The 12,010-nt window shown below is 64.2% G+C and carries 13 protein-coding genes and 1 pseudogene; 11 read left to right on the plus strand and 3 right to left on the minus strand.

Going from position 1 to position 12,010, the window contains the following annotated elements:
* Window positions 1-142: 142 nt before the first annotated feature.
* The 3 genes from AC1D1T_RS24420 to AC1D1T_RS24430 all read right to left on the minus strand — a co-directional run bounded on the left by AC1D1T_RS24420 (window position 143) and on the right by AC1D1T_RS24430 (window position 2,422).
* Window positions 143-388, minus strand: coding sequence for a hypothetical protein (locus AC1D1T_RS24420; protein WP_477829125.1), 246 nt, complete (start codon window positions 386-388; stop codon window positions 143-145).
* Window positions 389-472: 84 nt separating this feature from the next.
* Window positions 473-1,009: a hypothetical protein gene (locus AC1D1T_RS24425; RefSeq protein WP_477992632.1), complete on the minus strand. Its 537-nt coding sequence runs from the start codon at window positions 1,007-1,009 to the stop codon at window positions 473-475.
* 9 nt (window positions 1,010-1,018) lie between these two features.
* Entirely contained in the window at window positions 1,019-2,422 is a 1,404-nt protein-coding gene (locus AC1D1T_RS24430) for an AAA family ATPase (RefSeq protein WP_477992633.1), read from the minus strand.
* Window positions 2,423-2,754: 332 nt separating this feature from the next.
* Between AC1D1T_RS24430 and AC1D1T_RS24435 the strand changes: the two genes are divergently transcribed.
* The 11 genes and pseudogenes from AC1D1T_RS24435 to AC1D1T_RS24485 all read left to right on the plus strand — a co-directional run.
* Entirely contained in the window at window positions 2,755-3,054 is a 300-nt protein-coding gene (locus AC1D1T_RS24435) for a hypothetical protein (protein ID WP_477826834.1), read from the plus strand.
* A 277-nt stretch (window positions 3,055-3,331) separates the two neighbouring features.
* Window positions 3,332-3,838, plus strand: a complete 507-nt coding sequence (locus AC1D1T_RS24440; protein ID WP_477826833.1) for a hypothetical protein — start codon at window positions 3,332-3,334, stop codon at window positions 3,836-3,838.
* Window positions 3,839-3,923: 85 nt separating this feature from the next.
* The gene (locus tag AC1D1T_RS24445; RefSeq protein ID WP_477826832.1) at window positions 3,924-4,355 is read left to right on the plus strand and encodes a hypothetical protein; all 432 of its coding nucleotides are present in this window, start codon (window positions 3,924-3,926) and stop codon (window positions 4,353-4,355) included.
* Window positions 4,343-4,954: a hypothetical protein gene (locus tag AC1D1T_RS24450; protein ID WP_477826831.1), complete on the plus strand. Its 612-nt coding sequence runs from the start codon at window positions 4,343-4,345 to the stop codon at window positions 4,952-4,954. The genes AC1D1T_RS24445 and AC1D1T_RS24450 overlap by 13 nt, the downstream gene beginning before the upstream one ends.
* Window positions 4,857-5,675 (plus strand): hypothetical protein, encoded by an 819-nt coding sequence (locus AC1D1T_RS24455; RefSeq protein WP_477992634.1) that lies wholly within the window; start codon window positions 4,857-4,859, stop codon window positions 5,673-5,675. Before AC1D1T_RS24450 ends, AC1D1T_RS24455 begins: the two co-directional genes overlap by 98 nt.
* Window positions 5,676-5,749: 74 nt before the next feature.
* A complete protein-coding gene (locus AC1D1T_RS24460) occupies window positions 5,750-6,082 on the plus strand; it encodes a hypothetical protein (protein ID WP_477826829.1) in 333 nt (110 codons plus the stop codon).
* A gap of 129 nt (window positions 6,083-6,211) precedes the next feature.
* Entirely contained in the window at window positions 6,212-9,301 is a 3,090-nt protein-coding gene (gene fdnG, locus AC1D1T_RS24465; protein ID WP_477992635.1) for a formate dehydrogenase-N subunit alpha, read from the plus strand.
* A 3-nt stretch (window positions 9,302-9,304) separates the two neighbouring features.
* A complete protein-coding gene (gene fdxH / locus AC1D1T_RS24470; RefSeq protein ID WP_477825026.1) occupies window positions 9,305-10,192 on the plus strand; it encodes a formate dehydrogenase subunit beta in 888 nt (295 codons plus the stop codon).
* Window positions 10,189-10,812: a formate dehydrogenase subunit gamma gene (locus AC1D1T_RS24475; RefSeq protein WP_477825027.1), complete on the plus strand. Its 624-nt coding sequence runs from the start codon at window positions 10,189-10,191 to the stop codon at window positions 10,810-10,812. The genes fdxH and AC1D1T_RS24475 overlap by 4 nt, the downstream gene beginning before the upstream one ends.
* The gene (gene fdhE, locus AC1D1T_RS24480; protein WP_477825028.1) at window positions 10,812-11,825 is read left to right on the plus strand and encodes a formate dehydrogenase accessory protein FdhE; all 1,014 of its coding nucleotides are present in this window, start codon (window positions 10,812-10,814) and stop codon (window positions 11,823-11,825) included. The genes AC1D1T_RS24475 and fdhE overlap by 1 nt, the downstream gene beginning before the upstream one ends.
* Window positions 11,825-12,010: pseudogene (locus tag AC1D1T_RS24485) on the plus strand (L-seryl-tRNA(Sec) selenium transferase); the annotation flags it as partial. The gene fdhE and the pseudogene AC1D1T_RS24485, both read left to right, overlap by 1 nt.

Here is a 12,010-nt window from a genome sequence, read left to right on the forward strand (position 1 = left end):
GTGCTTGCGAATGAGTGGTGCAGATCTTGTCTCGACCCTGATATTAGAAAGTCTTTGACTCTAGCGATTGGAGCCGAGGCCGACGGCGGAAAGTAGATTACCTGGAACAAGTGCCGTTTACATCGCTCGGCGCGTAAGCATGCTACTGATACAGCAGCGCCGCCATCAGCCTCGTGGGCAGCGCGGAGCGTCCCGTCGTCAACACGAACTGCGAGCCCCACTCGTCGGCGAACGACTGCCAGTTGATCAGCCCAGTCAGCCGCACAAGTCGTGCCGCTGATTGATCAGGTTGCCCAGCGCCGCTCGGAACAGGTCGTGATTGCTGCGCTCTTGTCTCGCCTTTAGCCAATTCAAACCTCATCTCTCTTTGCAAGGATTCGATATTCATTCGACCTGAATCTTGCAATTCAATCCACTGTCTGCCGTGCTACAGCCCAGTGCTCTTGGGGCTTGGCGCGTTGTTCGGGGCGGACTAAAGATTAAGTTCCAACCGCGCCGTCTCAATACAGCGAAGATCAATGCCATCGTCCTTCAACTGCTTACACACGACGCCGCGGCCCTTTCGAAAATAGTCGCATTTATTCGGCATTGCCTTCTGCGCCGGGTCATAAAAATCAATGTCCTCAGCCACAAGACATGGCCTATTGCGATGGCAAATTACAACGAGTCCGTGCGCGGTTTTTATATACCAGATATCTTTTCCACTTGGAAATCCGATCTTCCTATATCGCTTTGCAAGTTGAGGATCTATTGACGGATCCACTTCATACAACTTTCCTTCTGCGAAGGCGTGCGCGAGCCATGTAGAAAACCATTCAGGAGCGAACTTAATCAAATCTCGCCACTCCGATTGAATGTGCCCCCCCGAATCCAAAAACGCGACCACTTCCACTCCGAGGCCGTTAAACAGCGGCGACGGTGAGGCAGTACGTTCCACATTCTCTTCGCCGAGAATTTCTTCTCGTGCAAACGCCAAAAATACATTCGCATCAATGACAAGTGATCGCATGCTGCCCTCCTAGAGTTCGAGGCCCAACTGCTCAAACCGGATCTTTGCGAGCCGCTTTGACTCTTCCAGCTTCTCCGGAAAAAATCCTTTTGGCCAAGGCCTCTTGAACTGCCCTTTCTTGTCGATATCAATTATTGTTATTTCATCATCATGCGCGGCTTCGCCGTCTGATTGATTATTACAGACATAGAATAATCTTATATCTCCCTCATTAATTAACCCACTTGCCACGTGTTGCTGAAGTCGCAATATAAGGTGCTCGCTATGGGTCTCCACCAAGACTTGTGTAGTTTGCTCATAGAGCTCCAGCAAATAGTCACCAAGTTCCGCCTGCGCTTTCGGATGCAGATGAAGCTCTGGCTGCTCGACAAAATATGTGGAATCCGGCCCGAGCGCGTAGCCCCCAGCGAGAAATGGCAATACTTGACTATGCCCGAAACCAACGTCCGCGATATTCTGATCCTCCTTCGTGAAGAAATTTTGTATGCGAATTTCAAAGTGTCGATCGGAGATTGGTGCCAAGGATGCCTTCTTCGCCATCTCCGCCTTCTGCAACCATGCATTGATGCGATCCTGTAACTGAAGGGGTTTGCCGTCACTATCTTTTTCGCGATCTCGTCTACGATCCCGCGTAGCGAGAATAGAGGTCAGATTTTCACCACCGCTTCCGATACGCCTACTACGTTCCCCCGTAAAGAGATATGTCCTCGCCGGAGCCGTTCGCAGCGGTCCTAAATAGTCAGTCCGAGCGATAACGGCCGACAACCGGGACCAAATTCTAACCAGCTTCCTTATTATCTCACTGTCTGCACTTCGATTGAAATCCTCGATGAATTCCCCATAAGCACCCTTTCTATCCCTGTCGAAGACACCTAGGCGAGAACTCACAGGAACAGGGTAGAAATGCCTGAAGCGAAACTCTCTTGAAATGACATTCTTGAGAGTAGATGGAATTACGCAATCACCAATCTTTTCAACAAGGTAGCGCCGGCCCTCGCGAGAATACTGAAGAGAAATAAGATGCCCTCCGTCCAAATCAATCTGGACCCTCTGTGCAAATATTTCGCGATCCTCTTGGCTATACTTGAATGTGGCGTTGAATGTCACGACACTTATTGCCTGATCCCCGGGAGTTACACCACTTAATTCGACGTCAAAACATATCTCCAACGGCCGCCCGCGATGATTCCTATAAATCAAATCCCTAAATGTCCCGAAATCCCCAAATGGACCATTCAACAGAAGCGATACTTGATCATCGTAGCTATCGAGCGTTTGACAGACCAAGCGAAATGCAGCCATCAAGGATGACTTGCCAGAATTATTTGGTCCGACAATTATGTTCAGGCGCCTCAGCGCTATATCTGCGTGCTGGAATCTCTTGAAATTCCCGAGCTTCAGCCTTGTAAACATAACTCCCTCCTGTCAGGCATTTTTGCGAAAGACTGAGCAAGACAGACGCTGTTGCACAGTTCTTCGTTAACTCTACATCCACGCGAAGATTGCGGGAAGTGGCGTCTTCCTTCAATGCGACCTAGAAATCGCCTAGGATGCTCACCACCATATGCAAATAGAGCCAATGCATTCCTTCGTCAATAGGGATCTCACGCCTCAGCTCAAATCAGAAGAATCATTTCGTGCAGTCCATCTTTGGGGCACAGCCTCTAGCGCGCACTCGTGCGCAGGGCAGCATTTGCCTGCAGTCACCTATGCGCCCTCATATGTTGCGTCAGCACCGCTGTACTATGAACTACTTCACCTTAGACCTCAGCGACAACTCCGAAGGCATCTCCACCTTGGAGGCCCTCGCCTCCACCACCGCCGACCACCACCCCGCTGCGTTGGCCGAAGCCCAACAACTCCTCGACTGGGCATGGCTCCGCTTCCCGCACACGCACGGTCCGGCGGATGAGGGCATGGACTGGGATCACGACCTGCAGGTGAACGTCGAAGACGGCGGGTGGCATGCGATCACGCTGACCATCACCGGGACGCAGCGCTTCATCGACGAGTTCATCGAGACGTTTGGCGACCCGAGGGATTGACGGGAAGTCGTCCCCGGAGGCAGTGATACATTCCCCTCGCCTGCCACATCGCAGGCCGGGTTTGACAGCCCGAACACACAGGCGCGCAGCCGCTACAGCGGCTTTTTTTGCGCGTCACACACCTATGCCTCTCCAAGATTTTGGGCGGCCCGGGTGGGGGAGCCTTCGGGCTCGCCGGTTCCTGTGTTCCGGTCTGTCAACCCTGCTTTGGGCCGCCACCCGTGTTTGACAGCGTGGGTAGTGGCTTTACTCGAACCGCAACACAGGAGCCCTTCACATGGCTGGTACCCCCGTCGGCGCCTCCCGCACGCCGACCTTTCCCGCTTCTTCACCGCAGTCCGACCAAGCGGGTTCTCCCTCCCCCGCCTCCGGCCCCGAGTCCGAGCCGGAGCCCGAGCCACCACCCCCCGCCCCACCCGAGCGCCGCGTCCACTACCGCTTCCAGCACCACTGCCACCCCTCCCCGATCGACAGCGTCGAGTTCACGCTGAAGGCCGGCCTGGTGCATCGCCTGCTGGAGCACGTCATCGATGTCAGTGACGGCGTCGCCGCGTGGCTCGAGGTCGATGAGCGCGAGCGCCCCAAGCCCCCGCCCGACGAGGTGCCGCCTGCCGTCCATCGCGCGCAAGACACCGCGATGCGCGGCCTGTGCGTCGCCGCGCTCGAACTCATCGGCGATCAGTCCCGCCGCCTCACCGGCTGGGTCTGCGAGCAGCAGTTCCACGCCCCCGAGTTCGGCGTGATGCCGCCGCGGCGGCGCAGGCCGCCGGCGCAGCAGGGCTGACGGCGCCAAGGTGCTGCCCAGGTTCGGGCGGCACCTGCGTGCATGCCCCTGCATGCCCCGCTACCATGCCGCACCCGGAGCCCCCATGCCCCTGCTGATCATTGCCTTCGCGCTGCTGCTGTCCCAGGTTTCTCCGATACCGATGCTGCTCGACGCAGGCGGCGTGCGCCGCTTGCCGGCAGGCTTCGACTGGCTGGTCACCCTGGTGCCCAGCTACGGCATCCCGCTGCTGGTGTCGTGGTGGTCGTTGCGCAAGCTCAACGTGCGGCCCTTCATCGCCAAGCTGCCGCAAGGGCTGCGCCTGTTGAGGATCGGCATGACCATGTTCCTCCTCTGCTGCCTGCTCGCCGCCGCGCGCGGCGCCCTCCTCGATTTCCTTTCCCTCCGCGTCGAAGTGCTCCTGGTGTTGTTCCAGCTGACGACCCGGGCCTACCTGGTCGCAGGGGTGCTCACGGCTCTCTGTGTCGAGCTTCCCAGGGCCAAACTTGGAGCGATGGTTCACCCATGCCCCTCTTGATCCTGGCCCTCGGGCTGTTTCTCATCGAGTTCTTTCCGTTCTCGCTGCTCGCAGTGGGTTCGTCATGGTTCCGGTTCACGCGGCAGGTCGGGGGCCTCACCAGCCTCTTCATCGTGTACGCCATACCGTTTGTGGCCGCGTGGCTCATCCTGGGCTGGCTCAGGATCGAGCCCTGCGTGGCACAGCTCAAACAGGGCCGCCGGCTGATGCTGGTCGGGCTGGCGGTGTATGGCCTCTACCTGCTTCTCGGGGCAGACCTGCTGAGCGCCATCCCCTTCCGAGGCCCTGCCCCCGTGCCGCAAGCCCCGCACTGGACAGGGCTGGTCGCCAAGCTGCCCCTCTTCGCCGGGCTGGCCCTCGCCATCGGCAAGGAGTTCCCGCAGGCCTGGGTGGCAGCGCAGCTGCGGGCGGGTTCAGGCTCGGGCATCTGCCCCCGCTCGCCGGGAATGATTGCTGGTCGGCAGCAAGATCACCCAAGACCGCCTTGCCACCGAGCTGGCCATGTTTCGCGTGGCCGTGCGGCCCAGCCTGGGCTCGCGGGTGCACCTCGCGCAACTGATCGACGACAGGCAGGTGGGATTGCAGGCCCCCAGCCCTGACTTCACGGAATGGCTCCAGGGCCTGGCCGGCCAGCGGACAGCCCCCACGGGCACCCCCGGCTCCAGCCAGCAGGTGGTGCTGGCCTTCCTGTTGCGTTCCTGGCTCGCGCACAGCGGCCCGCTGAGCACCACGGCCATCCAGTCCGCGGTGGGTGCCAGCTACCCCACCRTGGCCAAGGTACTGAAGCAGTTGGAAGCCGCGGGAACCCTCTCCAGAACCCCGGACCGGCGCATCGAGATGCGTGCCCCGTCCCTCTTGCAGTGGCGCAACTGGATTGCCGCCCAGGCCTCCACGCGCAAGACGATCCGCTTCGCTGATCCGGCTGGCACGGCTCGCTCCCCCGAGGCCATGGCGCAGCGGCTCTTCAAGCTCGGCAGCGATGACGTGGCGGTGGGTGGCGTGCTCGGTGCCAGGCATCACTTTGCGGGCTTGAACATCACCGGCAGCCTGCGGCTCGATCTCACCATGCACCGTGCCGCGCGGCTCGATGTCATCCGCAAGCTCGACGCCGGCCTCGTCGAAACGCAAGACCCGCAGGCCAAGGCCGTCGTGGTCGTGCATCGCGCGCACGGGCCGAACCTCGGGTTCGTCAAAGACGCCGCCGGCCTGTGGGCCGATCCGCTCGAGTGCCTGATCGATCTGCATGAGCTTGGGCTCGATGAGCGGGCCGACGAGATGCTCACTCACCTGATCGAGCAGCGAAGCCGATCGGCCGCATAAGCCCCTCAACTTGCAGTCATCCATCCCCCTGTGGCTTACTTCGCTGCCCTGAGTCGCCGTCCTGGGGGAACCGCATGAACCTGCTTCGCACCCGTGGGGGCCGTGTTGCCTTGCTGACCGGCCTGTTGCTCGCTCCACTGCTCGCCCTGTCGGCCTGCAACCGCAGCGAGCCTGCCGCCCCGGCTCCCTCCGCAGGCGGCACAACCAGCACGCCGGCATCACCCGTCACGCCACCCCCAGGCGACGCCGCAGCCTCCGCCATCGGCGGCGGCCCGGCCGGCGGCACCGCCATCGGCGGCATGGAAGCCCACCCCACCGAAGCCAAGCCCGGCACCGGCAGCGGCACGCCGGCCCCAACCGCCGGCGACGGCAGCGCACCCACCCCGGCCGCCGCAGCATCCCGATAGAAGAACCGCAGCGTGCCGCTCCAGATAGTGCGAACGCCATTGCACCCCCGCCCATTCCGCGCCAAGATCCGTCCGCCATCGCCTATCCCACGTTTCGCGCCCCGGCGCGTTCCCCGCAGGAGGCTCTTCATGGACATGAACCGAAGGCAGTTCTTCCGCGTCAGCGGAGCCGGGCTCGCCGCATCCAGCCTCGTCGCGCTGGGTTTCTCGCCGGCCACGGCCCTGGCCGAGACGCGCCAGTTCAAGCTCGCCCGCACCACCGAGACCCGCAACACCTGCCCGTACTGCTCGGTGGGCTGCGGCATCATCATGTACAGCCTGGGCGACAAGGCGAAGAACGTCGTCTCCGACATCATCCACATCGAGGGCGACCCCGATCACCCGGTCAACCGCGGCACGCTGTGCCCCAAGGGCGCCGGCCTGCTCGATTTCGTGCACAGCCCCAACCGCCTCAAGTACCCCGAGGTGCGCGAGGCCGGCAGCACCGAATGGAAGCGCGTCTCGTGGGACGAAGCCATGTCGCGCATCGCCACGCTGATGAAGGCCGACCGCGACGCCAACTTCACCCCCACCAACGCCGCCGGCCAGGTCGTCAACCGCTGGACCACCACCGGCATGCTCTGCGCATCGGCATCCAGCAATGAATCGGGCTACATCACGCACAAGGTGATGCGCTCGATGGGGTTGCTGGTCTTCGACAACCAGGCGCGCGTCTGACACGGACCGACGGTGGCCAGTCTGGCCCCGACGTTCGGACGCGGTGCGATGACCAACCACTGGGTGGACATCAAGAACGCCGACCTCGTGCTCATCATGGGCGGCAACGCCGCCGAAGCCCACCCCTGCGGCTTCAAGTGGGTCATCGAGGCCAAGCACCACAACAAGGCCCGGCTGGTCGTCGTCGACCCGCGCTTCACGCGCTCGGCGGCCATGGCCGACTACTACGCCCCCATCCGCGCCGGCAGCGACATCGCCTTCCTGGCCGGCGTCATCAACTACCTGATCAGCAACGACAAGCTGCAGAAGGAGTACGTGAAGGCGTACACCAACGCCTCGTTCATCGTCGGCGAGGCCTACGGCTTCCAGGACGGCATCTTCTCGGGTTACGACGAGGCCAAGCGCAGCTACAGCAACGCGAGCTGGGGCTACGAGCTCGACGAGCACGGCTTCGCCAAGACCGACCCCACGCTCGAGCACCCGCGCTGCGTGCTGCAGGTGATGAGGCGCCACTACGCGCGCTACACGCCCGAGCTGGTGAGCCGCATCACCGGCACGCCGAAGGACAAGTTCCTGAAGGTGTGCGAAATGATCGCGACCACCGCGGTGCCCCACCGCGCGATGACCATCATGTACGCGCTCGGCTGGACCCAGCACAGCCAGGGCTCGCAGATGATCCGCACCGCGGCCATCGTGCAGCTGCTGCTCGGCAACATCGGCATCGCCGGCGGCGGCATGAACGCGCTGCGCGGCCACAGCAACATCCAGGGCCTGACCGATCTCGGCCTGCTGTCGAACTCGCTGCCGGGCTACCTCTCGCTCGCCCGCGAGACCGAGCAAGACCTGGAGACCTACTACAAGACCCGGGCGCTGAAGCCGCTGCGCCCCAACCAGATGAGCTACTGGCAGAACTACCCGAAGTTCTTCGTCAGCCTGCAGAAATCGTGGTGGGGCGCCGCGGCCACGGCCGAGAACTCGTGGGCCTACCACTACCTGCCGAAGATCGACAAGGTCTACGACGTGCTGCAGGCCTTCGAGCTGATGAGCCAGGGCAAGCTCAACGGCTACATCTGCCAGGGCTTCAACCCGGTCGGCTCGTTCCCCAACAAGAAGAAGATCATCGAAGGGCTGTCGAAGCTGAAGTTCCTGGTGACGATCGATCCGCTCAACACCGAGACCTCGGAGTTCTGGAAGAACTTCGGCGAGTTCAACGACGTGAAGAGCGAGGCCATCCAGACCACCGTGTTCCGGCTGCCGTCGACCTGCTTCGCCGAAGAAGACGGCTCGCTGACCAACTCGGGCCGCTGGCTGCAGTGGCACTGGAAGGGCGCCGAGCCGCCGGGCGAGGCGCGCGGCGATCCGGAAATCATCGCCGACCTGTTCCACCGCATGCGCACCGCCTACGCGAAGGACGGCGGCGCCTTCCCCGACCCGATCGTCAAGCTGACCTGGCCGTACAAGATCCCGCACAGCCCGTCGGCCGATGAGCTGGCGATGGAATACAACGGCAAGGCCTTGGCCGACGTGCTGGCCCCGCCCGACCCCAAAGACCCGAAGGCGCCGCCCAAGGTGCTGGCGAAGGCGGGCGAGCAGCTCGCGGGCTTCGGCCTGCTGCGCGACGACGGCAGCACCGCGAGCGGCTGCTGGATCTACTGCGGCGCCTGGACGCAGGCCGGCAACCAGATGGCGCGCCGCGACAACAGCGACCCGTGGGGCATCGGCCAGACGCTGAACTGGGCCTGGGCCTGGCCGGCGAACCGGCGCATCCTCTACAACGCCGCATCGAGCGCGCCCGATGGCAAGCCCTGGGATGCGCGGCGCAAGCTGGTGCAGTGGAACGGCACCGCGTGGAGCGGCTCCGACGTGCCCGACATCCGCCCCGATGCCAACCCAGGCGACGCCGAACGCGTGCAGCCGTTCATCATGACGGCCGAAGGCGTCGCGCGGCTCTTCGCGCCGACCGGCATGGCCGAGGGGCCGCTGCCGGAGCACTACGAGCCGTTCGAATCGCCGCTGGCCGCCAACCCGATGCACCCGAACAACCCGAAGGCCCGCGCCAACCCCGCGGCCCGCGTGTTCAAGGGCGACCTCGAGATGATGGGCACGCCGAAGGACTTCCCGCTGGTGGCCACCAGCTACCGGCTGACCGAGCACTTCCACTACTGGACCAAGAACGTCGAGACCTCGGCCATCATCCAGCCGCAGCAGTTCGTCGAGATCGGCGAAGAGCTGGCCAAGGCGCGCGGCATCGCCAACGGCGACATGGTGAAGGTCTCGTCGAAGCGCGGCTCGATCAAGGCGGTGGCGCTGGTGAGCAAGCGCATTCCGCAGCTCGACGTCGACGGCCGCAAGGTCGACACGGTGGGCCTGCCCAACCACTGGGGCTTCGTGGGCCTGGCGAAGAAGGGCTACCTGGTGAACACGCTGACACCCTTCGTCGGCGATGCGAACACGCAGACGCCCGAGTACAAGTCGTTCACGGTCAACATCGAGAAGGCCTGAGCCATGAGTTCACTGCAATCTCTCGACATCGCCGCGCGCTCGGCCACCACCACGCCGAGCCCGCACGCGCGCACGACGACCGAGGTCGCGAAGCTGATCGACGTCTCCAGCTGCATCGGCTGCAAGGCCTGCCAGGTGGCGTGCATGCAATGGAACGACCTGCGCGACACCGTGGGGAACAACGTCGGCGTGTACGACAACCCGGCCGACCTGAGCGCCGAATCGTGGACGGTGATGCGCTTCTCCGAGGTGGAGACCAAGTCGCTCAACGAAGAGATGAAGCTCGAGTGGCTGATCCGCAAGGATGGCTGCATGCACTGCGACGACCCCGGCTGCCTGAAGGCCTGCCCGGCGCCCGGCGCGATCGTGAAGTACACGAACGGCATCGTCGACTTCATCGAGGAGAACTGCATCGGCTGCGGCAACTGCGTCACCGGCTGCCCGTTCGACGTGCCGCGCATCAGCAAGAAGGACAGCAAGGCCTACAAGTGCACGCTGTGCTCCGACCGCGTCAGCGTCGGCCTGGAGCCGGCCTGCGTGAAGGCCTGCCCGACCGGCGCGATCCACTTCGGCAGCAAGGAAGACATGCTCGAGTACGGCAGCGAGCGCATCGCCGACCTGAAGGAGCGCGGCTATGCGCAGGCCGCCGTGTACGACCCGCCCGGCGTCGGCGGCACGCACGTGATGTACGTGCTGCAGCACGGCGACAAGCCGCAGCTGTACCACGGGCTGCCGGCCAACCCGCAGATCAGCCCGTGGGTCTCGCTGTGGAAGGGCGCAGCCAAGCCACTGGCGCTGGCCGCGATGATCGGCGCCGCGGTGGTCGGCTTCTTCCACTACACGAAGGTCGGCCCCGTCGAGGAGCCGGTGGACGAGGAGGATCGGCCATGAAGCGTTTCATCCGGCGTTATGCCGACGGCACGCGCATGAACCACTGGGCGGTGGCGATGCTGTTCTTCTGCGCCGCGCTGTCGGGGCTCGCGTTCTTCCACCCGGCCCTCTACTTCCTGACGATGCTGTTCGGCGGCGGCCCGTGGACGCGCATCCTGCACCCGTTCTTCGGCGTGCTGATGGTGGCGGGCTTCGTGCTGCTGTTCGCCAAGGTGTGGCGCGACAACGCCTGGAAGCCGCGCGACACCGCGTGGCTGAAGGCGGCCCCGCACCTGATGAAGACCGGCCACGAGCACGGCATGCCGCCGGTCGAGAAGTACAACGGCGGCCAGAAGCTGGTGTTCTGGCTCTTCGGCATCAGCCTGCTGCTGCTGTTCATCACCGGCTTCGTGTTCTGGCAGCCGTGGTTCGCCAACTATTTCCCGATCCCGCTGCGCCGCATCGCGGTGGTGGTGCACGCGCTGTCGGCGGTGGTGCTGGTGCTCAGCGTGATCGTGCACGTGTACGCCGCGATCTGGGTCAAGGGAACGATGCGGGCGATGACCCGCGGCACCGTCACCGAGGCCTGGGCACGGCAGAATCACCCGCTCTGGTACCGAGAGATCACCGGCAAGGAATGATGTCGAGCCGACTGCTGTCACCCGAAGAGATCGCGGTGCAGGCGGGGCAGCAGGTGCCTTACCTGCGGCTGCCCGAGCGCGGCACCGTGTTCGCCGAGCGCGAGATGCGGCTGCGCCAGCTGGCCGCCGGCGGGCATGCGATGCGCGATTTCCTGCTGTTCATGGCCGAGCTGGCGCAGGCGCAGCACGGGCTGCTGCAGGCGTACCCGGCCGTTGCGCTGCCCGATGCGGCGGCGCTCGATGCCGCATCGCGGGCCGGCCTGCCGCCGCTGCCGGCCGAGCACTGGCCGCGCGATGCCGCCTGGCGTGAGGGCCTGCGCCGGCTGCTCGATGCGCTGCTGCCGCGCCTGGCGGGCAGCCCCGCGCTGGCCGCCGTGCAGGCGTTGCAGGACACCCATGCCGGCGACGATGCCTGGCTCGACCAGCAGGCCGACCGCCTGCTGACCGGCGTGATGCTGGGGCTGGACCTGGCCGCCGCCCCGCTGGTGGCCGCGGCGCTGCAGGTGTACTGGACGCAGCTCGTGCTCGCGACGCAGGCGGCGCGCGGTGCCGACCGCCTGCCGCCCTTCGGCCGCACCGACGATGCCACGCTGTGCCCGTGCTGCGGCAGCCGGCCGGTGGCCAGCATCTCGCGCATCGGCGGCAGCGATGCCGGCTTCCGCTACCTGCAGTGCGCGCTGTGCGCCGCGCAGTGGCACATGGTGCGCATCAAGTGCACGCACTGCCTCGGCACCCAGGGCATCCACTACCAGTCGCCGCAGCGCGTGGGCACCGAGGCCCGCGAGGCCAAGCCGGCCACCGAGGCCGAGACCTGCGACGCCTGCGGCCACTACCTGAAGATCGTGCACATGGAGCGCGATGTGAATGTCGAGCCGGTCGCCGACGACCTCGGCTCGGTGACGCTCGACCTGCTGGTCAGCGAGGCCGGGTTCCGGCGGCACGGCATCAACCTGATGCTGCTGTTCGGCGACGACGGCACTGACGACGGCGTTGACGACGGCGGGGGAGGCTGATGGAGCGGCCCGAGACGTCCGTGGTTCACGGCGGCGGGTCGCAGGAGGCACGGCCCCAGGACCTGCCCTCGATCGACAAGCTGCTGCGCAGCGACGCCACGCGCGCGCTGCTCGACGCGCATGGCCACTCGCTGGTGGCCGGCGAGGCACGCGCGCTGTTGGAAGGCCTGCGCGCGCAGGCGGTG

It is taken from the genome of Rhizobacter sp. P2_H3 (assembly GCF_056403355.1).